The organism is Sphingomonas sp. R86520 (assembly GCF_042466285.1).
GTDB lineage: Bacteria > Pseudomonadota > Alphaproteobacteria > Sphingomonadales > Sphingomonadaceae > Sphingomonas.
In genome coordinates this window covers 90,480-112,240 of sequence record NZ_JAXHBZ010000004.1, presented here as the reverse complement: position 1 = coordinate 112,240, position 21,761 = coordinate 90,480, and the positions used below count along the sequence as shown (strand labels likewise).

Here is a 21,761-nt window from a genome sequence, read left to right as displayed (position 1 = left end):
AGGCGGTCCGCCTCTACTCTAGGCCGAGGTAGCTTTCCGGGGCTGGTTTCCGCCACGCCGGTTCCACGCGAACCCGATGGCGATAGCGACCGCCATGAGAATTTGCGCGAGCACCGATTGCCAGGTCGGAAACAGACCAAGCATCGACAGCCGTGGTACGTCTGCGAGCGGCGCTATGTCGATGATCCCAGCTTCCTGGAGTGCAGCAACACCCTTGCCCGCAAGCACGACCGTCAACGCCGCCATCAGCCACGAGCTAAAGCGGAAGAACTGCGTGATCGGCAGCTTTCGGGTGTAGCGGAGCATGGCCCAGGCGATCACGCCCAGCAAAGCAACCGCTGACCCGGCACCGGCAAGGAGCATTGCGTTGTTCCCCTGCGCCGAGAGCGCCGCATAGAACAGTATCGTCTCGAAGACCTCGCGATAGACCACGACAAACGCAAGCCCGAACAGGAACCAGCCCGAGCCGCCCGAAAGCGCGCGCGACATCTTCTCGCGAATGTAGCGCTGCCACTGATCGGCTTGCGCCTTGCCGTGCATCCAGATGCCTACCGAAAGTAGCACGATCGCTGCAAACAGCGATCCGAACCCTTCGGTGAGCTCGCGGCTCGCGCCGCTGATCCCGATCGCATAGGTGGCAACCGCCCAGGTGACGCCGCCGGCGACGAGCGCGCCAATCCATCCGCCATGAACGTAGCGCAGCGCGTCGGTGCGATCGGCCTTGCGCAGAAATGCGATCATGGCGACGACGATGAGCAGCGCTTCGAGCCCTTCGCGCAGCAAGATTGTAAATGCCCCCAGGAAGGTGGACGCCCCCGTGGCGGCATCAGGGGACAGCACGGCTTCCGCATCGTCGAACAAACCGTCGAGCACCGATACCTTTTCTGCGAGATCTTCGGGCGAGGCACCGCGGTCGATCGCGGCGCGGAACTCGCCCATAGCGCCCTCGATACGACCCATCAGGGTCGCATCGCGCGCCGTGAGTGTCGGTTCGATCGGTTCGAACCCGTCGAGATACGCCGACAGGGCCAGCTCCTTTGCCCCGTGCGCATTGCCGCGCCGTGCCGCAGCGACACTTTCGGCGAGCTTGGCACGGGCGAGTGAGAGCGATCCGGGCGCCTGTTGCACCACCTGATCGGGGTGGCGACGCAGGAACGCGAGCACGGCGTCGGCCTTGGCTTCGCCGATTGAGGTGGCGAGCGCAGCCGGGGTGAGCGCGACCAGCGTTTTCAAATCCGGAATACGTCTGCGAAGCGCCGGGTCCGACTTCCACAGCCGCGCGCCTTCTCGCGCCTGTTCGTCGGTAAAGGCAAAGCTGCCAGCGCGGAACGCAGCCGCCCAACGCTGATCGTTCGGCAGATCAGCGAAGCTCTGCATCGCCGTCCCGTCAATGCCCTGCGTCACCACCTGATAAAGCGCGAACACACTCCGTTGCCGGGCGCGGGTTACATCGGTGAACGCAATCGGAGGCGTGGAAAGCTTGGCCGCGTCGGGACCGTGCCCGTTCCCTGTCATGCCGTGACAAGCGGCACAGGTCTGCTGGAATAGGGCAGATCCCGATGCGAGATCCGGCACCTTGTCGGGCGCAAGCGGCACCGGATAGGCGCGCAGCAGATCGGCTGCGAGCCCATGCGCGAGGGTAGCGACCTGTTCGGCCGATCCCTTGCGGCCAATAAGCGCTTGGAGGTTGGCGGCTCCTTGAATGAGGCTTTGCCGTTCGGGCTTTGCCGGCAAGCTCAGAAGCCGTGTCGAAACCGATGCAGCAAACTCATTCATTTCGGAATATTCGGACTTGCTTTTGATCCTGCCGGCCTCAACGGCACCACCATAATCGACCGCCACATAGTCGAGCAGCCGCCACGCGGTTTGCACATCAGCCGGATCGGCCATCGCCGCGGTGGGGACGAGCAAGGCAACTATCGTGGCCAAAAACCGAACCGAGAGCAGCGCCCTGATCACGTCGAGGATACGCATTATCGCTGCCCTCGTTCGCGCAACGCGCCTGTGACAATCTCATAAGCCGAGTGCAGGAACAGAAGTGCGATTACACCGGCGACCGCCAAGTCCGGCCAGGCGCTCCCCGTCCAAGCGACCAGCCCGGCAGCGGCGATCACTGCCACATTAGCGAGTGCATCGTTGCGGCTGAACAGCCAGATCGCACGGACGTTGGCGTCTCCTTCCCGGAAGCGTGCAAGCACCAATGCCGAGGCGACATTGATTGCCAGAGCGACGACGCCAATCGCGCCCATCAGCTCGGCATCAGGTGCGGTAGCGTTGAGGGCTCGCCAGATCGCGAAGCAAATCACGCCCACTCCGAGAGCCCCAAGAAACAGCCCTTGCGAGAGGGCAATATTAGACCGCGCCCGGGGCGCCCAGGCGAGTGCAAGCAAGCCAAGGAGGCTGATCGAGCCGTCGCCCAGAAAGTCGAGCGAGTCCGCCTTCAGCGCCTGACTGTCGGCAATAAATCCACCGAACAGCTCGGCAACACCGAAGCCGAGATTGAGCACCACGACGATCAGTAACGCGCGGCGGTAGGCTGGATCATGTTGCGCGCGAGCCGGTTCGCCGGCGCAGCCGCAGCTTGCTTCATTGGGTTCCATGGCCCCTCCCTACATGCTACAGTAACTGTAGGATAAAGCGAAATCTGCGATCCGTTCGCATTAGCAGGTAACACGATGACGATTGCGCCCATGATGATAGGCCAGCTAGCGCGTGAAACCGCTACCAAGGTGACCACCGTCCGCTTTTACGAGACGATCGGACTTTTGCCGGAGCCACCTCGCACCGCGTCCGGACGTCGGACTTATGGAGCATCCGACATCCAACGACTCAACTTCGTTCGCAACGGACGTCGGTTGGGTTTTTCGATCGACGAAATACGCTCGCTGATTGCCTTAGCGGAAGCACCTAACCAAGATTGCAGCTCGGCATCTGCCATTGCAGCGCGGCACCTCGAAGATGTGGAGCGCCGCCTAGCTCAGCTCACTTCATTACATAACGAGCTGGCGACGCTCGCCCAAAGCTGCACCAACAAAAAAATCGCAGACTGCCGGATTATTCAAACCATTGCGGGAGTGTGACCCGAGTGTCCACTAACTGATTATTACGATGCTAGTTTAGCTAATAGTAATCGGAGAGTCTTAGCTCGCGCATGATGCCGCCTTCTATTCCAAGTTTGATTACGCTGTCTGAGCGACCGAAGCGCCAATTCCAGAGCGACCCATGCGTATAATCTGTGTCGACGGGATGACCGTTCACCGTGACGATATGCTCACCCACGCTCCATCCGGCCTTCGCTGCCGGACTGCCGATCGCAATATGGACGACGGTAAGCGCGTGTTCGGACGCCGAAAGGCCAAGCCCGCTTCGATCTTTCAACATGGAAAGGAGGTTTCGCGAGGCGGGCCGGCGAAGCCACACAAACCCGGCAGTCACGTCGAATATGGCGTCGAACTGACCAATTAACGGCAATCCGATATTGCCGACCGTGCTGGTCGAGAGCCAGTTGCGATTTCCTAGGGTCGGAATGTTCCATGCAGCCAGACCGCCAATCTCCAGCTTCGGCGTTATGAACACATCGACGGTAGCTACACCTTCGACACCTCCGAGCGCCGCAGTCGATGTCGCTCGCCCGCGAGCCAGGCCATGCGCATCGACATAGGCCGAAGACAGCATGAGCGCTGCAGAGCTGCCAAGGTCGATCATCAGCGGCACCGCGCTCGATCCTGCGATCGCGGCAGAGACGTATAGCTCCTGCTTCGCACCATGCCCCAAAGCGACCGGCGTCCAGTCCGCACCGCCGGGGAAACTGCCGGTCGGCATGAGCGCGAATTGCCGATTTCCAAAATCAAGAGCCATGCAATTCCCGACGAACATATCTGCGCCGAGCAGCATGTTGATCCGTCTTCCGAACGCAGCTGACAGTGCGCCCAGATCCGCTACCACTGCGAACTGTAGTCGACGTGTTCGATGCCCGAGCTGCACCTCGACATCATGGATCAAGCGGACCGCAGCTTTCCCGCCCAAACCGCTTATCGTGCGACGTTCGCCGTCCGCCATCCCGAGTGTTCGCGCCAACGATACGTCGATGATGGACGCCCCGCTCCCGCTATCCAGCACCGCCTCAACTGGCGATCCCGCTACCCGAGCCTTCACCAGCAACGTGTCACCGGTTGCGACTTCCAGGGGCTGCCAGTCAGGAGATAGCGGACCAAAATTCCACTGGCCAACGAGATGCGGCGCGATGGTCGCCAAGCCAGGGGTGCCCACAGCTGCAGACACACCGAAACCCAACAGGCGGCCGATCAACGAGCGCCGGGACACGCGCGGGGTTCCCGGTTGTGCGAACAACACAAAGCGATCTCCAACCCTCCGTCGACGGAAGGTGCAGAAGTCGCCTACAAGCTACAGTCACTAGAGGAGCAAGCGCTTCTGTGTCGCTGTGCATGGTTGCGGAAGCTAATACGCCAACAGCGGGCGTGCCCCTACGGGCACGGCTCTATCGACGCAGGGGCGTCGACCGAGCCCGCTCTGGCATCCCGTCTTATATGGGTGACGATCCTCGCGTCAGGTGTGCCACGTGGCACACCTATGGGCGCGCAGCCCGAGATCAATACCCGATTGACATCGAATTCGGCAACGAGCGCGACGCCTGCTTCCAGGATGCTGGGGTCTGCTTGGATTTGCAATGACAGCGTGTTTTCGCCTGAGCCTTGTGCCATAGCGGTCGGGCTTGGGCATGGCTTGAACACCATCCTTGGCCCGCATGTGCGGTCGAATGCTGGGTCCCCGATTTCCGTCGGGCGGCCCGCGAAATACAAGACCTTGCTACCGCTTGTCGGTGCGGGGAATACGTGGGGCGTGGTTACCAGTGTTCCCGCGTGTTCAACCGTCCCGGCTACGGGCGGTTGATGGAACGCGCGCCATGTCCTTGATCAAAAGTTTGCTTATGAGGTTTCGCCGGCGTCAAAGCCCTTCAAAGGGTTTCTCCGGAAATGGTTCGGGAATGCTTCAGGTCGAAGCGCTGGTGCAGGCACATGGTGACTGGCTGGCTCTTCTGGCCACAATATTGGAACGCGAACGCGTTATTACAGGCGCCGAACTTGCCCGCACCCTGGCCGAATTTGCCGCGCATACAGCCGAAGATCGCCCTGCCGAGGGACAGATCCTTTCCTTTTGGGCCTCGCGCTTGAACGACACAGCCGCAACTCTCGGCAAATTTCCGTCCGTTCACTAGGGCTTCACTCATGCTGAGTGGCGGCCGCTGCCGATCGCCGAGGTGCGCATGGGGGTGGCCTGCTTCGAAATTAAGAACTCGCCGACGCGTCGTGGGCGGTCGAACGTGACCTGTTCGCCGCGTTCGCGCGCCGACTGAACTCATTCGCAATGTCAATTTGATCGACAGAGCCCGTCAGGAGTTATCCCTGATCTGGAGCCGAATCATTCCGCGTCGTGAGTATTTTCGAGAGCATGCTTACCAACGAACCGGGCAGACGTCCTGCCGAACGGACGCCCCCAACCCCGACGCCCGATGTAAGCGCACCGGATCGCATTGCCAGCCTGACCGATCGGCAACGGTCTTATCTCCGCCTTGTGCTTCAGAACCGCAACTCGAAGGAGATCGCCGCGGCCACGGGCAGCAGCCACAGGGCGGTCGATAAGCAGCTGTTAAAGGCCAATAATATCCTCGGTGTGCCGACCCGTTTTGATGCCGCGCGACTCTTGGCGGATTACGACGCAGGGGTAGAGCCTTTACCCCCTGCAAACGACCTCCCTTCCGCGCCGCCAACTTTCCCGCTTCCCCTCCCGTTGCCGACCGCTGGGGCGGCAGCGAATTTGCTCACCTGGAAGCAGGTTGCCTTCTGGACCGCGATCATCTCGATCGTGACCCCGTTGGGGCTGACTGCGGCCGGTATGGCGATCGTAACGCTGCTCCTCCTGCTTGGGCTTAAAACACTGTAATGGGCGCCCGACGTCCGAGGAGGCGTAATGCAAGCAATTTCGAATACGAGCCGGATTATCGCCGATGAGTTGCGCAAAGCGGAGCGATCGATCAACTTGGCCGCGCGTGACACGGCGCAATTTCTGCTGACGACGCTTGATGCGACGGAGGCGCACCGCCTATCTCCCGCGATGACACAGCGGACCGTCAAAGCTACGGTCGCAGCTCTGGCCTCCCTCATCGAAGGCCAAGATCACATGACGATACGAGCGCATCTTTCGATCGAAAAGGTCGGCCGACAGCTGGGGCTGACCGAGACGAGTTGGGGGGAAGGCGCACCGAAGCCCGCATTGGCCACTTTGCCCGAGCTTGAGAGCCTTCCAATTTAGGGGCGAACCCCTCAGGAGAAGTGATGTCGCTGCAGATTATTTTGGCTCTGCTGTTCGACGTCACGCTGCTGCTCACTTGTGGCTATGCCGCACTGAAGGGCGGACGACCTGAGCGTGTCGGAGCGGCTATAAATCTTACAGCCTCGGTCGTTACGACCGCCCTTCGGCTGATGGATGCAGCGTATTTCGCGCCCGCGGAAACGATCACCTTGCTGATAGATCTCGCTGTAGCGGGCGGCTTCTATTGGCTCGGTGTAACTACAATCCGCTTCTGGCCCATCTGGGCGGCCGGTTTCGCAGTCGCTGACATCTTCATGAGCATCTTCGGCGCCCTGCTGCCACGCGTGCCGCTCTTTGCCTACCACACCGGGCTTGGGATCTACGCCTACCTCGCGCTCGGCGCGCTTGCGCTCGGCACGTTCCGCTTGCCGGCGAACGCCGAGCCCTACATCCGAAACGGATCAAGACGATTATGGGTGCAGCATCTGAAGGAGACGACCTGATCGACGTCGTTGTGCGGCTGCCGCGCAAGGCGATCGAGGACACTTTGCTGTCTATGCCGCCAGACGCGAGCGACCTGTCCGAGCGCAGGCTTGCCGAGGCCAGGGCGGTGTTGGTCGGCCGGCGTCGGCGGGCGACCCACTTCAACGGGGTCCGCTTCTATGATCCGAGCTGGGACATGATCCTGGAGCTTTACGTGGCCACGTGCGAGCGGCGCCGCATCGCTGTGTCCCAGCTTTGTAAGCTTAGCGGAGGCTCGACGACCACCGCTTTGCGCCACATCGAGCATCTCGAGGCGCTTGGATACATAGTCAGACAGTCGGATCCCGATGACGGACGCCGCCTGATTGTCGGCACGCTCACTCCCCTTCTTGCTGCTTCGGAGCAGTGGCTCGATCTTCAAATCGCGGAGTCCCGAATACAGGATCGGAGATCGGGCTGACGATTTTCTACGGCTCACACTAGACTCCGTTCTTTTGATCGTCAGAGACATATCGAACGACTGAAAAGGTCTCGTTCGATCTACCGCTTGGACAGACGGCGTCAGCCAATTTCGAGCCCGAACCTGCAGTGCCTCGCTAACTTAACTGCCATTGCCCCGCCACGCCTATCCGGCGCGGCACAGAGGAGGATGCTCTCCCTCTGCGCTACATGTCACGTAAGACAGACGAATCGCACGATTCTCACGCCGTTACCGAAAGCACGAGCGAGAACGCGACGGCGTTACTGATAGCACGTGTCTCAGCGGCACGGCGTTATCGATAGCACGAGCGAAGATCGACGCTTCGTTACCGATAGCACGTGATTATTACCCGTCCCGTTACCGATAGCACGATTCATCGCGCACGACCGACCCGCCAGCGATGCTTAACAATCAACGTTGTGGATCGGCTCAACGCTGACCGCCGCCGTCCACCCGGGCGGGCGCCACAACGATCAAGGGGGACGCTGTGCGGACATGAAAAACCCGGCACGAGGCCGGGCTTTTCGGGACGCCTGCTAGGGCGGATGTGAGAACCCTCACTTAGCTGGCTCCCTTTCATATTGCTACCCCAAAGCGTCGACCGTGGCGCCACGGTGTCGCTGTGTCTGCACGGGCTCCCCTCCCAGGGAGAACGAACGATGGCTGCTGCCCAAAGCCCCGGCCGGGGACTACGCCGGTTTGACGAGCATGCCGCCAAGGCGACAAAGCTTGTCGACGAATTTTGCGGGCTCGAGACCGGAATGGCACCTTCCAACGCGCTTGCGGCGCTTAAACGGGCTGCTCCTTATATGGGCGTCCCCCTGCGCGTGGTCTCCGTCATCGATCTGCTGTTTGCCTGGACGAAGCCGCAGGACTGGAAGGGTGGACAAATCCCCGTCGTTTGGCCATCGAACGACCTGCTTGCGCAAAAGCTGGGCGTAACCGTCCGACAGGTTCAAAAGCTCTTGAACCAGGCACAGGCCTTCGGTCTGATCAGCTTTCGGGATAGTCCGAACGGTCATCGTGGTGGACGCCGCGGGGCCGACGGCTTCATCACGTGGGGCTACGGCATCGTGCTCGCTCCGATCGGTACCAGGCTTCAAGAATTTGCTGCCCGCGCGGCCAAGGGAGCCGCAGAGGACGCGGCACTCACAGTGCTCCGCAAGCGCCTTGCCGCTGCCCGCAGGAATATCAGGGCTCTGGCCCAAACGGCATTCGATGCCGATCTTCACGATTTGAAGGCGGGTGACGATCTCGCGTTGGCGTTGATGGCCACCGACCAGATGCGTTGCGTCCGCGATGCCGGCCTTCTGACGGCCTGTGTGGAGCAGATCGAAGAGCGTGCGCGTCGTCTTGCCGGGGCTGTTTCGGCTAAGATTGCCGTCCCCAATACGGGTAGCGATCAGGATGATAGTTCATGCTGGGATGGACCTGAGGACACTCACTCTACAACTACAAACCAACTCCAATCTGCTAAAGCAGATACCCGTAGTGGCTTGGCGAAGAAAAGTAGTGAGAATGGGGACGCCCTCCCCTCTCAACCTCAAACTGCCGTCGACGACGATCTGGAGAAACACGGTGTCGATCCGGAATTCATGATGTCGATCGCTCCGGAGCTATGTTCCGGTCTACTCTACCGCGATGGATCGTGGGGCGAGGTGGTCGCCACCGCGGAGCGGCTTGCGGGCCAGTCGGGGATCAGCAATCACGCGTTCAAGGAAGCCTGTCGCATCATGGGCCAGCGAGGTGCTGCTGCCTCCGTCATCGCCACCATCCAGAAATACCGGCGCGGCGAGGTTCAGCGGCCCGGCGCGTATCTTCGCGGAATGAGCAGCAAAGCTGACAAGGGCGAATTGAACCTTGGGCGGACGCTCCACGGCCTCAAGGACACGAGCCGCACGGTCGCCATGCGGGGGATGTCCGATGGGACCGATGCGACGCCGATCGGTAGCCTAATGTCGCGGCTGGTTTCCCGGGGAGCCGGACTACGATGACGGATCTCGTCATCTTTTCAAAGGCCTGGACCTCGTACTGCACACCTGGTCTTTGAACGGCTTTCACGGCGTTACCGATAGCACGAGTCCCGACCGAGTTTGCGGTGGCCCGCACCTACCGAAATGTGAAACACACCCCGATTTACCGGCTAAATCGCTCCAAATCCTCGTGCTATCGATAACGCGGTCGCTTATCCGACTGCAGGTTTGCGGCCGATCCGCTATAAGCGGGTTTGCTAAGTGAAGCTGGTGGGAGCCCCGACGATGGATTCGCGAGAAGTCGCTCTCACCCAGGGTAAGCTGTTCGACTATCTCGACAGCCCGCTGCACGGCAAAGTCCGTGGCGAGCAGAGCATTATGGACTTTCCACTATTCTCGTTAGCGAAGCGGCCTCAGATGGAGGCAATGACCTACGAGATGGACGGCGTCAAAATCGAGATCAAGCCCAGTTCGAGCGGTATCGCGACGATGTGGGATAAAGAGGTCCTGATCTACGTCCTGTCGTTGATGGTGCAGCATATTGGTCGGACCGGGGGTGAAGTACAGAACGTCTTCACCTTCAATGCACACGACTTCTTCCGAGCGACCGGCGTCGGACGCCCATCGAAGCGTGATTACGATCGCTTCATCGAAGCGCTCGGTCGTTTGCAGGGCACGCAGATCCGGACGAACATCAAAACTGGCACCGTGGGGACGAAGGGCTTCTTCTCTTGGTTCGCGGAAGCGCAGGCGACCACTCGCGAAACGGCGAGCGGCGTCGATCAACTCATGCCGGTCCGCGTCCAGCTCTGTGACTGGCTCGTCCGCGCGGTCTCGCGTGACAGCCGTATCTACGATTACCACAACGATTACTTCCGTCTCGGCTCGATTGAGCGACGCCTTTATGAATTGGCGCACTGCTATTGTCGTGATGAAGAATATGAAATGCCTCTGGAAATGCTGGGTGCGAAGATCGGCTCAACGTCGCCGCTCCGCACGTTGAAAAGTCAGCTGAAGAAGATCGCAGCCGAGAATAAAATGCCGAGCTACTCCATCGAAGTGCGGGAAGTTGTTCCGGAAGTCCCTGCGCGGGATAAACTAGGCCGACGGGTCGGGAAGCCCGAGACGGTCGTCGTGATGAAGCCCAAGGATCGTTTGACAGGAAGTCGAGCCGCGTTGGCCGCCTGATATCGATCCATATGCCTGACGTCCTGCGCGACTATCTGCGGCAGACGTGTCCCGACCGGCTTTGGAAGATGGCTTCGCGGTAGCGATGCTTCGTCGGGCACAACGCGTTCAGAGGAGAGGGAGCCTTCGGCTTGTTGATCCGGTGATGAGCACCGGGCGACAAGAAGGAAGCCCTCGATGCGCACCTCAGCCGCAGCTCTCGAATTCGATTTCACCGAACCGTCAATCACCGCCGCCAAGGCCGTCGCCGACGCCATTGCCCGGAATGGATCGCTCCAGCGCGACACGCTGCTGTGGGTCATGGAGCAAGCCTATGGCGCTTCGTCTGCAGATGGTCGCTGGTCGCTCCGCGACGCCTACGACATGCTCGAACTCGCCGAGGTTATGTACCTCGCAAAAGCAGACCTTCCCCCCGATCCCGGCGCTTGTGTCGCGGCGCTTACCGAACTGGTCGCCAATCTGCCGACCCACACTGTTCGCAGCGAAGAGCAGATCGAACTCCAGCAATTCTCGACACCGGCGCCGATTGCGTACCTCGCGGCGCTCGCTGGCAGAATCGCGGCCACTGATCTGGTTCTCGAACCGTCTGCCGGCACCGGCCTGCTCGCCGCCTTCGCGCACCGCGCCGGTGCCCGCCTGATCCTTAATGAGATCGATCCGCCCCGCGCCGAGATGCTTGCGGCCGCCTTCCCGGGCGTCGCTGTCACGCGCCACGACGGCGAGCTGATCCACGATCTACTCGAACCAACGATCCGGCCCACGGCCGTCCTCATCAATCCTCCCTTCTCGCGCAGCATGGGTCGCCACGCCGACCCGCTGGCAGCGTTCCGGCATCTTCGCGCCGCCTTGATGCGTCTCGGCACCGGAGGCCGCTGCGCCGCCATCCTGCCCGACCGCGTCGACACGTCGAGCCGCGCCTGGGCGAAGGGGACCGAGGGTTGCACGCTGACGCTGCACCTCGAACTGCCGGCGAACGCCTATGCGAAGCATGGCACCAGCCAGATCGTGAAGATCATGGTGCTGGAAAAGGGGACCGGCACGCCTGCCGAGCTGATCCGCTGCGCGACGCTCGCCGATGCGCTCGCGGCGATCACCGCTAAGGCCGCTCCGCCTGTGTCCGAGCCTGTCCCGCGCACGGCCTCGCTGCTCATCCGCCCGAGCGTGCGCAGCTCGCTTCTTGGCGGCCTGGCGAGCAAACCGCGCCTGAGCGCACCACCCGCAAAAGCCGCGCGGTCGCAGACCGCGGCCCCGATCGATTACACCGTGTTCGCCGAGCCACTTCCGACCGGCGAGTCTGTCGGTGTGTACCTGCCCTATCGGCCGAGCCGCATCGCGATCGGCTGCGCATCGGCGCATCCAACCGCTCTGGTGGAATCGATCGCCATGGGATCGATCACCGCACCGCGGCCGATCTATGTCCCGACTCTGCCGCAAGCCGTCGTCGATGCGAAGACGCTCTCCGACGCGCAGCTCGAAACGCTGATCTATGCCGGCGACGCGTTCGAGCGCGATATCCCCGGCTTGTTCAAACCTGTCGAGGAGGGGCTCTCGATCGCACCGTCCGAGGATGGGCGTCCCTACCGGACCGGCTTCTTCCTCGGTGACGGCACCGGGGCCGGCAAGGGCCGTCAGGTTGCCGCGATCATCCTCGACCAGTGGCTGCGCGGACGCCGAAAACACATCTGGGTCTCCAAGACCGAGACGTTGCTCGAAGATGCGCGTCGCGACTGGGCCGCCGTTGGCGGTCTTGCGCTCGACATCCAGCATCTCAACCAGTGGAAGCTGGGCTCGCCCGTAGGCGCGGCCGAAGGCGTGCTGTTCCTCACCTATGCGACGCTGCGCTCCAATCGCGGTGACAAGGGAACGCGGCTCCAGCAGATCCTCGAGTGGGTCGGCGACGACTATGACGGCATGATCGTGTTCGATGAGGCGCACGAGATGGCCGGTGTCTCAGGCGGCGAAGGTAGCTTCGGCACCAAACAGGGCTCCGACCAGGGCATCGCCGGCGTCCGTCTTCAGAACCTCCTGCCCCGCGCCCGCGTCCTCTACGTGTCCGCGACCGGCGCATCCGACGTCAACAATCTGGCCTATGCCACGCGGCTTGGCCTGTGGGGTCCGGGCACGGCCTTCGCCGATCGCCGGACCTTCGTCGACTCCCTGCGCCGGGGCGGGATCGCCGCGCTGGAGCTGATCGCGCGCGACCTGAAAATGCAGGGCCTCTACGTCTCGCGTGCGTTGAGCTTCGCGGGCGTCGAGTACGACATCCTCGAACACAAGCTGACCGTCGACCAGATCGAGGTGTACGACGCCTACGCCGACGCCTGGGCGATCATCCACAGCAACCTTCGCGCGGCGCTGGACGCGACCCGCGTGACGGACAGCTTCTCGAACGACACCTATAACAGCGGCGCCAAGGCCGCTGCGTTGTCGATCTTCGAATCCACCAAGCAGCGGTTCTTCTGCCAACTCCTGATCGGCATGAAGCTGCCCTCACTGGTGCCCGCGATCCGAGCCGATCTCGCCCGCGGCGAGAGCGTCGTGATCCAGCTCGTGTCGACGTCCGAGGCGATGCTCAACCGGGCGCTCGCCGCGCTGACCGTCGAAGAGCGGGCGAACCTCGACATCGAGCTATCCCCGCGCGAGTTCCTCATGTCCTATCTGACGGCCGCCTTCCCGGTTCGCCAGATGAAGACCTTTGTCGACGAGACCGGGAAAACGCGCTCCGAACCGATGTCGGATGAGGACGGCCGCCCCGTGTTCAGCCAGGAGGGGTCGGTACATAGAACGGACCCAGATATACGCTAAGCGCCGACAGGTCTGCTTGGGTGTCCGAAAACACCCGTTTGTCGCGCATCTGCGATGGCGATAGGGTTTTCCGTCATCCCTGGTGCCTAGCGACGACTTTTGGGACAAAGCCGTCGTAGCAAGCTCAGCCACATTGAGTCGATCTACGGGAAAGGCTGTCTTGCACTCGGCGCCTCTTGCGCGACGGCATGGCGATCGCTCCCCCCGTCTAGAAAGGGATAGGCTATCGAAAGAGTCTGGGTGACATCGTCCAGCCAAACGATCAATTTCGCTATTGATTTCATCATGGTAGGCCGCTTGCATGACCGCATCCGATCGCGCCGAACAGAATCTAATCCTCCGCTGTCCGGAGCCGCTCAATGCGGAAACGCCTCCGGATAAACTGATCACGTCCTTCCTGACGCCGCAGGCGAATTTCTACATCCGCAGTCACGGACCTACGCCGGAGCTGGCCGACGATCATCGTATAGCGCTGGACGGCTTGGTCGACCGCCCGCGCTCCTACACGGTCGCCGAACTTCAAACGGCATTTGCGACCCGGACAGTGACCGCGACCATGCAGTGCGCCGGCAATCGTCGGGCACATCTTCAAGACGTGGAAAAGACTTCGGGCGATCCCTGGGACGTGGGCGCGATCGGCAATGCGGCTTGGACCGGCGTCGCACTGCGCGACGTGCTCGCCGCGGCCGGCATCCAGGACGGCGCGTCGTTCGTCGGCACTACGGGTGCCGACGACGTCGATGTCGATGGTGAGACGGCGCCGTTCGGTGCCTCGATCTCGATCGCCAAGGCACTAGAGCCTGACGTGCTGATCGCCTGGGCGATGAACGGCGAGGCGCTGGCCCCCGAACATGGCGCACCGCTGCGGCTCGTCGTGCCGGGTTATGCGGGCGTTCGTAGCGCCAAGTGGCTGACGCGCATCGAGGTGCGCGATCGCCCATCCGATGCGCCGATCCAGGCCAAGGACTATAAACTCTTTCCGGCATCGGTAGCGAAGGAGGACGCAGACTGGGATGAGGGCCTGACGATCGAGGAGATGCCGCTCAACGCTGCGATCTGCTCGCCCGTGGACGGCGGGCATGTCGGCGCCGGCGCGTGCGGAATCGCGGGCTATGCGATCGCCTTCGGCCGAGCGGTCTCTCGCGTCGAGGTCTCCGTCAATGGAGGCACCGACTGGCTGCAGGCGGAACTGACCACGGAACCCGATGCACCCTGGAGCTGGACACAGTGGCACGTCACGGTCGATCTGTCTCCCGGACTCCACGTCCTGGTCGTGCGCGCCGTCGACGGTGCCGGGCAGATGCAGCCCGAACGACCCGAGGCGATCTGGAACTTCGCCGGCTATCTCTCGACCGCTTGGCATCGCATCACCGTCACCGCCGGCTGATGAACGCGCCGCACGACGCCGATCGGGCCCATGCGAAGCTGGCGGAGAGCGCGAGCACGCTGAAGGACAGCGCAGTCCAGCAGGTGGACAGCGCTGATCGTCGCACGGAGCTTGCCGCAGACCGCACAATCCTCGCCGGTGAACGCACCTATGCCGCCTGGGTGCGTACCGGACTGGCGGCGCTCGCTTCCGGGATCGGCGCGCGCGCGCTGCTCAAGGACGTCGTGTTCCCGTGGCTGGCGACGGCGACCGGGACCATGCTGATCCTGTTCAGCGCCTTTTGCTTTGTCGCCGCGGTGTGGCGCGAGATGGGTGCCGGCGCCCCGCCGCCACGACCCGACATCAAGCGCCTGCCAGCGGCGTTGCTCCTGGTAATGAACGGGTTTCTTATGCTCGTGTCGCTGGCCGCGCTCGTCGGCATCTGGACGGCGCGCTCGTAGCGCAGCAGCGCTAACCACGCTACGGGCCGATCAGACCCGGCAGCGCATCGGCGGCTTTCGTGCGGTATCGCCCCTTGTGACGCAGCCCGAAAACGACGCGCGGGTCGAAACCGATCGGTCCCGCATGTAGCGTACCCGGGTCGGTCCATATAACGGGCTCAGATAGACCCTGGCGACTGACAGGTCCGAGCATTTGCCCGACCAACATGCCCATTGACGGTTGGGGCAAACGTCTCATAGATCGATCTCGGCACTGGATTTCTGCCGGGCAATTTGGCCGAACCGCTCTGACATGAGCTGATGATTCCTACTTGGCGCCGTCAGGCAGCAAGGAGGAATTGTGCGCGCTACCTTTCGCAATCTCGTCGACATGCTGAACGTCGCGGCATTCATGCGCAATCGGCACGAGCATGCCGTTTCGGTCGTACGTTGGGCGCTGATCCTGCTGCCCATGGCGGCACTCGTCGGGACGCTATGTGCGGCGTTCCTGTTGAGCCTCGATACCGTTACCCGCCTGCGGTTTGCGTCGCCTTGGCTGCTCTATCTGCTGCCGGTGGGCGGGTTCGTGGTCGGATTCCTTTACCATGTCACCGGGCGCACGGTGGAAGGCGGCAACAACCTGATCGTCGAGCAGATCCACGAGCCGGGCGGCGGTGTGCCACTGCGGATGGCGCCGCTCATCTTCTTCGGCACAGTGGTGACGCATCTTTTCGGTGGCTCGGCCGGACGTGAAGGCACCGCCGTCCAATTAGGCGGAAGCCTTGCCAGCGGTTTCGGCCGCGCGCTCCACCTCGATGCGGGCGGCACGCGCATCCTGTTGATGACGGGTATCGCAGCCGGGTTCGGCGCGGTCTTCGGCACGCCGATCGCAGGAGCGGTCTTCGCGCTCGAAGTGCTGGCGATCGGCCGCGTTGAATATTCCGCGCTGGTGCCTTGCCTTGTTGCAGCGCTGGTCGGCGATTGGACGTGCCTCGCCTGGGGTATCCATCACGGTGTCTACCCGATCGGTGCGTTGATACCCGTCGATGCGCTGCTCGTGACGAAGGCAGGTGTTGCGGGGATCATATTCGGACTGGTCGGTCTGGCCTTCGCCGAAGCCAACCACGTGGTCGGGGGATGGCTCAAGCGGATCGTTCCCTATGGTCCACTACGTCCAGTGATCGGCGGGGCCGTCGTTATCGCGCTCGTCTTCCTGTTCGGCACGCGCGACTATCTGGGCCTGGGTGTCCTGGCAGCGGGGCCCGACAGCCTTACCATCGCCAGCTTCTTCGGACCGGACACGCATCGGTGGAGTTGGGCGATCAAGCTGCTGTTTACCGTCGTCACGCTCGGCGCGGGTTTCAAAGGCGGTGAAGTCACGCCTTTGTTCTTCATCGGCGCAGCGCTCGGTAACGCGCTGGCGCCTTTCTTGGGCGTGCCGACGGGCCTGTTCGCCGCGATCGGCTTTGTCGCGGTGTTTGCCGGGGCCGCCAATACCCCGCTCGCCTGCACCTTCAGGGGAATCGAACTGTTCGGCGCCGCCTATGCGGTGCCGATCGCCGTCGCCTGTTTCGTGGCCTATCTCTGCTCGGGCCACAACGGCATCTACCTGTCGCAGCGCGTTGCGATACCCAAGGTGCCGGCAGACGGTCTGGCGCCCAATGCGACACTGCGCGAGACACGTACACGCCGCACAGCACTTCGCGCGCAAAACCGCGTGTCGTGAGTTGATGGCTTAACCTGATCCTCCCGATACGTCGGGCGCAGCCTTCGGATCGGGGTCCTGTGCCTTGCCCTTCGCGGCGCCCGGCTGCTTCGTGCTCATGGCAGTCAGATAGGCGACGATCGCCGGTACGTCGGCTGCGGCGACGGGTGCCTTGTAGACCTCGCGCATCTTGGTGACCTCCGCGGTCCACTGGTCGCCAGAGAGTGGTGGCTGGTTCAGCGCCATGCTCGCCGAATGACACGACGTGCAGTTGGCATTGATGACATCGGCATGCGGGCCGGCGGGATATTGACCTTCGTCGGTCGGAAGATCGACCGAGGTGGACGCCAGCGAAAAGCCGCGCGCCGAGACGCTTGGCGGCGGTGGTGCGGTCGGGGCCGCAGGCGGCGGGGCGACGCGGCTGTTCGGGGCACCGATCGCGAGCAGAAGAACGACGGTCGCGCCGACGAACCCGAACGACAGCGTGCCGATGGAAGGCGTTTTCATGCGGTGCGCTCCTCAGCCGACGACGATGTTGGTGGTTTCGATGTTGCCGCGCATGAACCCGCCCGGATTCCAGATCGGCGTCATCGGCTGCGCGATGCCGGCGGTGTTCCAGCAGCGCGACATCAGCTTTGTTGGGCCCGCATGCGTGAGTGGAACCTGCGCATCCCAGCGGCGGAAACTGTATTTGCCGTGATCGGGGCCGAGCGTCGTCTTGTACCAGGTCTTGCCGTTGTCGGTCGACACATCGACCTTGGCGACGCCGCAATCGCCCCCCATCGCAATACCGCCCAGTGGGATCGAGCGATCGAACGCGATCGCCTGCCCCTCGTCGAGGCTCGTGACCCAGCTGCGCGGGATCATCTTGTTGATGGGGACGGTCGGAAAATCCTTCTGGCCAGGCCGCACGTTCGCGCCGGGCGTGGCGGGCACCTTGTACGCCTTGGCCATCCAGTAACCGTCGTCGGGCGCGGCAAGCACCTCGATGTCGTTCAGCATCTTGACCCAGTAGGTCGAATACCAGCCGGGTACGATCAGCCGGACCGGGAAGCCGTTGAGGAGCGGCATCTGTTTGCCGTTCATCCCGAAGGCGAGCATCACCTCGCCGTCGCGCGCATGGTCGATCGACAGCGACTTGGCGAAATCCGGTCCGCCCGCGACCACCGGCTGGTCGAGCGCACCGAACCGCACCGCGACCGCGCCCGGCTTCACGCCGGCGATATCGAGCACATCCCGCAGCCGCACGCCGAGCCATTTGGCGTTGCCCATCGCCCCGTGACGCCACTGCGCACCCGCCACCGGAGGCTGGAACAACGCCCGCGAATTGCCCGAGCATTGGTTGATTGCCGCCAACTCGACGCGCGGCAGCTTCAGCAGTTGCGCGAGCGAGATCGACAGCGGACGCGTGACCGCGCCGTACACCTTGATCCGGAACGCCTCGACATCGATCGCGGTCGGAATGTCGGCCCAGTGCCAGCGGACGAAGAACTGGTCGTTCGGCGTGAAGACGTCGCCATTGAACACGCTCATCGGCGTTTCCAGCAACGGCGGGTGGATACGCTGGAGGATCATGTTGCCCTTGCCGGGGAACGCGCTGGTCATGGGCCGTTCCGATGGGCCACCTGGCAGATGCAGATCGACCATGCTCTGCGCCAGCGCGGGTGCGGCGATCAGCGCGCCGCTACCGATCGCGGCTTCTGAGAGAAAGCGACGGCGGTTCGTCGCCTGCGCCAATTTCATATCCAGGCTGTCCACCAGCATTCTCCCTTCGATGTCATGCTTTTATGCGCGACCCGTCCGCCGGTCTGCCCGGTACGGGTCGATCGGATGCGACGGTTCGATCCGACAGGACGATCAGTTCGGCCCATCAATTGGCTTGGGCGATGCAGGGCGACACGAACAGGTTCCCGCGCCAGCCGCCCGCGACCGTCTTGGCGCCGACCAGCAGCCACATTGCTGCGAGCGCCACTGTGAGGACAGTGCCGACGATCCCGAAAAAGCCGAGCTGAAGCGTCGTGCCGAGCTTGAAGGTGGCGACCGTGTAGACGCCAAGCGGGAAGGTATAGCCCCACCAGCCGAGGTTGAACGGAATGCCCGCGCGCCAGTAGCGGATCGTGATCAGCGTCGCGAGCGCCAGCCACCACAGACCGAAACCCCAGAGCAGCAGCCCGGCAATCGTGCCAATCCCCTGCGCTACCGCGCCGATCTGCCCCAGGCCGTTGGCGGCGAGGATCGCGGGCGCGTTGCTGCCGAGCACCAGCATCCCAAGCGCGCCGGTGCCAATCGGACCGAGCGCGAGCCAGCTCGAGGCGGCCATGCTCTCGTGCGGCAGCTTGTGCAGTGCCATCCGCAGGATCAGGATCGCGAGGATGCCGAACGCGACCGGCACTGAATAAGCCCAGAGCACATACGACGTTGCGAGCACGACGAACTGGTGATGCGCGTCCGCCAGATGCGGGGCGAGCAGGCCGCCGCTCGCACCTGCGACCTCCGCCGCGACCACCGGCAGCAGCCACACCGCGGTCATGCCGTCGAGCGAATGTTCGTGCCGCGTGAACATGAGGTAGGGGATCGCCACACCGCAGGCGAGCGACATCGCGACGTCGATCCACCACAATGTCTCGGCGATCGGGATCACGCCCGCGCCGAACTGCGGCAGGCCGAATGCGAGACATCCGTTGATGATCGTCGCCAGCCCCATCGGGATCGTGCCGATGAACATCGACACGGTGTTGTGCCCGAAGATCCGCCGCGCCTCGTGTCCGAACATCGTCCAGCGCGCGGTGTAGAGCCCGGCGAACAGCGTGAAGAGCGCGATGTTGAAGTACCACAGCGCCTCGCCGACCGGGTGCAGCGATGCGCCGACGCCCGGCACCTGCGGCAAGGCGAGCGCGAGAATGCCGGTGCCCATCGTCGCGGCGAACCAGTTGGGGGTGAACTGCCGGATCATCTCGCGCGGGGAGTCGAGCCGGCTGAGGGGCTTCAGGCCATCGAGAACGGGTTTCAGATCGGCGGTCACTTGCCAGTCTCCTTGATGAGATCGGTCAGCGCATCGGCCGCCCGCGTTCGATACCGCTCTTTATGGCGCAGCGCGTAGAACAGACGCCGCGGCAGACCGAGCGGTAGATCGTGCAACGTGCCGGCCGCGATTGCAGGTGCGACGACATGCTGCGACAGCACCGCGACGCCCGCCCCGGCCTCGACCGCGCTACGTACCGCCTCGTTCGATGGTAGCATCAGCGCCACGGTGAGGTCCGACGGATCGACGCCGCGCTGGCGCAGCACCTCCTCGAACGACGAGCGCGTGCCCGATCCCTGCTCGCGGACGATCCAGCGTGCGGCGCGGATCCAGTCCTCGTCGATCGTGTCGGCTGCGCGGTCGCTTACCAGCACCATGCGGTCGTTCGCGACCGTCCAATGCGCGAGCGCGGGCTCGTCGATCACACCCTCGACGAAGCCGAGCTCGACCGCACCGTCGAGCACGCGCGCCGCGGCCCCCTCGGTGTTGTCGATCGCCAGTTCGATTGAGATCGCGGGGTAGCGCGCATGGAACGCGGCCAGCTGGCGGGGCAGCCAATAGCCCGCGATCGTCTGGCTTGCGACTAGCCGCAGAGTGCCGCGCTCCAGTCCTGCATATTCGGCCAGTGCAAGTTCCGCGCTGGCGGCACGGCCAAGCACTGCGCGTGCGTCGACCAGAAACATGCGGCCCGCTTCGGACAGTTCGATCCCACGGCCGACCCGGTGGAACAGCGGCACGCCGTGCCGGGCTTCCAGCGCGGCGATGGCAGCGCTTGCGGCTGACTGGGTCACATTGAGCGCTTCGGCCGCGCGCGTCATGTGCTCGCGCTCAGCGACACCGACGAAAATCCTGAGTTGTTCCAGGGTCATGCCCGATCTCCTTGCCCCAATGATAGGGAACGGAGATCAATCGCACCAACCAAAGATTACGGTCATTCCAATCAGATATACCGATCGGTCATTTCAGAATGTCGATAACCGCCTCACTTTCATCGACCAGTTCGGCAATCGTGCGATCAAGCATCGTTCGCTGGAATGGATCGAGGATCAGTCCTTCGATACGCGCATACCCACCGCTTTTGCAGTGCACCGGCACGCCGCACACCAGCCCTTGCGGGATACCGTAGGAGCCATCTGACACCACGCCCATCGACACCCAATTGTCGCCTGCGCCGTGCACCCAATCGCGCAGATGGTCGATCGCCGCATTTGCTGCCGACGCGGCCGAGGACGCACCCCGTGCTTCGATGATCGCGGTTCCGCGCTGCGCAACGGTGGGGATCAGGGTCTCGCGGTACCAGGCCTCGTTTCCGATACGGTCGGCAAGCTTTTGGCCATCGAGTTCGGCATTCCCCCAGTCGGCAAACATCGTCGGCGAATGGTTTCCCCAGACGACGAGCTTTGTAATCGCATCGACACCGACACCCGCCTTGGCCGCAAGCTGTCCCTGCGCGCGGTTGTGATCGAGGCGGATCATCGACGTGATGTTTTCGGCAGGGAAACCCGGTGCGCTTTGCGCAATGATCCAGGCATTTGTGTTGGCGGGATTACCGACGACCAGGATCTTGGCGTCGCGTTTGGCCACTGCGTCCAGCGCTGCGCCCTGCGTCTTGAAGATCGCTGCGTTGGCAGCGAGCAAATCACGGCGCTCCATGCCCTTCGAGCGGGGACGAGACCCGACCAGCATGGCCGCATCGATGTCCTTGAAAGCCACCATCGGATCATCAGTAATGATCACATCTGCCAGCAGCGGGAACGCGCAATCCTCCAGTTCCATGACCACGCCGCGTACTGCGTCCAGCGCCTGCGGCACGTCGAGCAGTTGAAGGATAACGGGCTGGTCCGGTCCGAACACGTCACCCTGCGCGACCCGGAAGAGCAGCGAATAGCAAATTTGTCCTGCGGCACCGCTGATCGCGATCCTGACGGGGGGCTTGGTCATTTTGGAAAGGGCTTTCGTTGGGAGATT

20 protein-coding genes and 1 riboswitch are annotated in these 21,761 nt (G+C 62.9%); of the genes, 12 read left to right on the top strand and 8 right to left on the bottom strand.

Annotation, left to right across the window (positions count from 1 at the left end; genetic code table 11):
• Positions 1 to 18: 18 nt before the first annotated feature.
• Both SJY41_RS22400 and SJY41_RS22395 read right to left on the bottom strand, forming a co-directional pair.
• Complete coding sequence (locus SJY41_RS22400; RefSeq protein WP_267382060.1) at positions 19 to 1,974, bottom strand: cytochrome c/FTR1 family iron permease; 1,956 nt, start codon at positions 1,972 to 1,974, stop codon at positions 19 to 21.
• Positions 1,974 to 2,600: a cation transporter gene (locus SJY41_RS22395; protein WP_267382059.1), complete on the bottom strand. Its 627-nt coding sequence runs from the start codon at positions 2,598 to 2,600 to the stop codon at positions 1,974 to 1,976. Before SJY41_RS22395 ends, SJY41_RS22400 begins: the two co-directional genes overlap by 1 nt.
• Positions 2,601 to 2,675: 75 nt before the next feature.
• Here SJY41_RS22395 and SJY41_RS22390 point away from each other — a divergent pair, with 75 nt between their 5' ends.
• Positions 2,676 to 3,080, top strand: coding sequence for a helix-turn-helix domain-containing protein (locus SJY41_RS22390; protein WP_267382058.1), 405 nt, complete (start codon positions 2,676 to 2,678; stop codon positions 3,078 to 3,080).
• 40 nt (positions 3,081 to 3,120) lie between these two features.
• On the opposite strand, the gene SJY41_RS22385 is transcribed toward SJY41_RS22390, so the two are convergent.
• Positions 3,121 to 4,254 (bottom strand): retropepsin-like aspartic protease, encoded by a 1,134-nt coding sequence (locus tag SJY41_RS22385; RefSeq protein ID WP_267382057.1) that lies wholly within the window; start codon positions 4,252 to 4,254, stop codon positions 3,121 to 3,123.
• Positions 4,255 to 4,924: 670 nt separating this feature from the next.
• Between SJY41_RS22385 and SJY41_RS22380 the strand changes: the two genes are divergently transcribed.
• The 11 genes from SJY41_RS22380 (at position 4,925) to SJY41_RS22330 (ending at position 16,792) form a co-directional block, all read left to right on the top strand.
• On the top strand, positions 4,925 to 5,236 hold the full coding sequence (locus SJY41_RS22380) for a hypothetical protein (RefSeq protein ID WP_267382056.1): 312 nt from the start codon (positions 4,925 to 4,927) through the stop codon (positions 5,234 to 5,236).
• 215 nt (positions 5,237 to 5,451) lie between these two features.
• Positions 5,452 to 5,961 (top strand): RNA polymerase subunit sigma-70, encoded by a 510-nt coding sequence (locus SJY41_RS22375; protein WP_267382055.1) that lies wholly within the window; start codon positions 5,452 to 5,454, stop codon positions 5,959 to 5,961.
• Positions 5,962 to 5,988: 27 nt separating this feature from the next.
• Complete coding sequence (locus tag SJY41_RS22370) at positions 5,989 to 6,330, top strand: hypothetical protein (protein WP_267382054.1); 342 nt, start codon at positions 5,989 to 5,991, stop codon at positions 6,328 to 6,330.
• A gap of 23 nt (positions 6,331 to 6,353) precedes the next feature.
• A complete protein-coding gene (locus tag SJY41_RS22365; RefSeq protein ID WP_267382053.1) occupies positions 6,354 to 6,833 on the top strand; it encodes a hypothetical protein in 480 nt (159 codons plus the stop codon).
• Positions 6,803 to 7,273, top strand: a complete 471-nt coding sequence (locus SJY41_RS22360; protein ID WP_267382052.1) for a MarR family transcriptional regulator — start codon at positions 6,803 to 6,805, stop codon at positions 7,271 to 7,273. Before SJY41_RS22365 ends, SJY41_RS22360 begins: the two co-directional genes overlap by 31 nt.
• Before the next feature lie 680 nt (positions 7,274 to 7,953).
• Complete coding sequence (gene repC / locus SJY41_RS22355; protein ID WP_267382051.1) at positions 7,954 to 9,288, top strand: plasmid replication protein RepC; 1,335 nt, start codon at positions 7,954 to 7,956, stop codon at positions 9,286 to 9,288.
• Positions 9,289 to 9,552: 264 nt separating this feature from the next.
• Positions 9,553 to 10,455: a replication initiator protein A gene (locus SJY41_RS22350; protein WP_133192380.1), complete on the top strand. Its 903-nt coding sequence runs from the start codon at positions 9,553 to 9,555 to the stop codon at positions 10,453 to 10,455.
• A gap of 177 nt (positions 10,456 to 10,632) precedes the next feature.
• The gene (locus tag SJY41_RS22345) at positions 10,633 to 13,260 is read left to right on the top strand and encodes a strawberry notch-like NTP hydrolase domain-containing protein (protein WP_380784518.1); all 2,628 of its coding nucleotides are present in this window, start codon (positions 10,633 to 10,635) and stop codon (positions 13,258 to 13,260) included.
• Between the two features lie 301 nt (positions 13,261 to 13,561).
• Positions 13,562 to 14,647: a sulfite oxidase gene (locus tag SJY41_RS22340; RefSeq protein WP_267396386.1), complete on the top strand. Its 1,086-nt coding sequence runs from the start codon at positions 13,562 to 13,564 to the stop codon at positions 14,645 to 14,647.
• Positions 14,647 to 15,087 carry a YidH family protein gene (locus SJY41_RS22335; protein ID WP_267396387.1) on the top strand — a complete coding sequence of 147 codons (441 nt, stop codon included), beginning with the start codon at positions 14,647 to 14,649 and terminating at the stop codon, positions 15,085 to 15,087. Before SJY41_RS22340 ends, SJY41_RS22335 begins: the two co-directional genes overlap by 1 nt.
• A gap of 240 nt (positions 15,088 to 15,327) precedes the next feature.
• Positions 15,328 to 15,404: riboswitch (Fluoride riboswitch) on the top strand.
• Between the two features lie 23 nt (positions 15,405 to 15,427).
• Positions 15,428 to 16,792, top strand: a complete 1,365-nt coding sequence (locus tag SJY41_RS22330) for a voltage-gated chloride channel family protein (protein ID WP_267396388.1) — start codon at positions 15,428 to 15,430, stop codon at positions 16,790 to 16,792.
• Positions 16,793 to 16,801: 9 nt separating this feature from the next.
• Here the strand turns inward: SJY41_RS22330 and SJY41_RS22325 are convergent, their stop codons facing one another.
• The 5 genes from SJY41_RS22325 to SJY41_RS22305 form a co-directional block, all read right to left on the bottom strand.
• Positions 16,802 to 17,278 carry a hypothetical protein gene (locus tag SJY41_RS22325; protein WP_107955917.1) on the bottom strand — a complete coding sequence of 159 codons (477 nt, stop codon included), beginning with the start codon at positions 17,276 to 17,278 and terminating at the stop codon, positions 16,802 to 16,804.
• A 12-nt stretch (positions 17,279 to 17,290) separates the two neighbouring features.
• Positions 17,291 to 18,535: a molybdopterin-dependent oxidoreductase gene (locus SJY41_RS22320; protein ID WP_267396390.1), complete on the bottom strand. Its 1,245-nt coding sequence runs from the start codon at positions 18,533 to 18,535 to the stop codon at positions 17,291 to 17,293.
• Positions 18,536 to 18,641: 106 nt separating this feature from the next.
• Complete coding sequence (locus SJY41_RS22315) at positions 18,642 to 19,793, bottom strand: TDT family transporter (RefSeq protein ID WP_107955916.1); 1,152 nt, start codon at positions 19,791 to 19,793, stop codon at positions 18,642 to 18,644.
• Complete coding sequence (locus SJY41_RS22310; protein WP_380784517.1) at positions 19,790 to 20,662, bottom strand: LysR substrate-binding domain-containing protein; 873 nt, start codon at positions 20,660 to 20,662, stop codon at positions 19,790 to 19,792. Before SJY41_RS22310 ends, SJY41_RS22315 begins: the two co-directional genes overlap by 4 nt.
• Positions 20,663 to 20,750: 88 nt before the next feature.
• Positions 20,751 to 21,734 carry a malate dehydrogenase gene (locus SJY41_RS22305; protein ID WP_380784553.1) on the bottom strand — a complete coding sequence of 328 codons (984 nt, stop codon included), beginning with the start codon at positions 21,732 to 21,734 and terminating at the stop codon, positions 20,751 to 20,753.
• Positions 21,735 to 21,761 lie beyond the last annotated feature (27 nt).

What these genes read in the sequence shown, in the direction of transcription:
- SJY41_RS22400 (WP_267382060.1), bottom strand. Translation starts at nt 1,974, where the DNA reads ATGCGTATCCTCGACGTGATCAGGGCGCTGCTCTCGGTTCGGTTTTTG.
- SJY41_RS22395 (WP_267382059.1), bottom strand. Translation starts at nt 2,600, where the DNA reads ATGGAACCCAATGAAGCAAGCTGCGGCTGCGCCGGCGAACCGGCTCGC.
- SJY41_RS22390 (WP_267382058.1), top strand. Translation starts at nt 2,676, where the DNA reads ATGACGATTGCGCCCATGATGATAGGCCAGCTAGCGCGTGAAACCGCT.
- SJY41_RS22380 (WP_267382056.1), top strand. Translation starts at nt 4,925, where the DNA reads ATGTCCTTGATCAAAAGTTTGCTTATGAGGTTTCGCCGGCGTCAAAGC.
- SJY41_RS22370 (WP_267382054.1), top strand. Translation starts at nt 5,989, where the DNA reads ATGCAAGCAATTTCGAATACGAGCCGGATTATCGCCGATGAGTTGCGC.
- SJY41_RS22365 (WP_267382053.1), top strand. Translation starts at nt 6,354, where the DNA reads ATGTCGCTGCAGATTATTTTGGCTCTGCTGTTCGACGTCACGCTGCTG.
- SJY41_RS22360 (WP_267382052.1), top strand. Translation starts at nt 6,803, where the DNA reads ATGGGTGCAGCATCTGAAGGAGACGACCTGATCGACGTCGTTGTGCGG.
- repC (WP_267382051.1), top strand. Translation starts at nt 7,954, where the DNA reads ATGGCTGCTGCCCAAAGCCCCGGCCGGGGACTACGCCGGTTTGACGAG.
- SJY41_RS22350 (WP_133192380.1), top strand. Translation starts at nt 9,553, where the DNA reads ATGGATTCGCGAGAAGTCGCTCTCACCCAGGGTAAGCTGTTCGACTAT.
- SJY41_RS22345 (WP_380784518.1), top strand. Translation starts at nt 10,633, where the DNA reads ATGCGCACCTCAGCCGCAGCTCTCGAATTCGATTTCACCGAACCGTCA.
- SJY41_RS22340 (WP_267396386.1), top strand. Translation starts at nt 13,562, where the DNA reads ATGACCGCATCCGATCGCGCCGAACAGAATCTAATCCTCCGCTGTCCG.
- SJY41_RS22335 (WP_267396387.1), top strand. Translation starts at nt 14,647, where the DNA reads ATGAACGCGCCGCACGACGCCGATCGGGCCCATGCGAAGCTGGCGGAG.
- SJY41_RS22325 (WP_107955917.1), bottom strand. Translation starts at nt 17,278, where the DNA reads ATGAAAACGCCTTCCATCGGCACGCTGTCGTTCGGGTTCGTCGGCGCG.
- SJY41_RS22320 (WP_267396390.1), bottom strand. Translation starts at nt 18,535, where the DNA reads ATGCTGGTGGACAGCCTGGATATGAAATTGGCGCAGGCGACGAACCGC.
- SJY41_RS22310 (WP_380784517.1), bottom strand. Translation starts at nt 20,662, where the DNA reads ATGACCCTGGAACAACTCAGGATTTTCGTCGGTGTCGCTGAGCGCGAG.
- SJY41_RS22305 (WP_380784553.1), bottom strand. Translation starts at nt 21,734, where the DNA reads ATGACCAAGCCCCCCGTCAGGATCGCGATCAGCGGTGCCGCAGGACAA.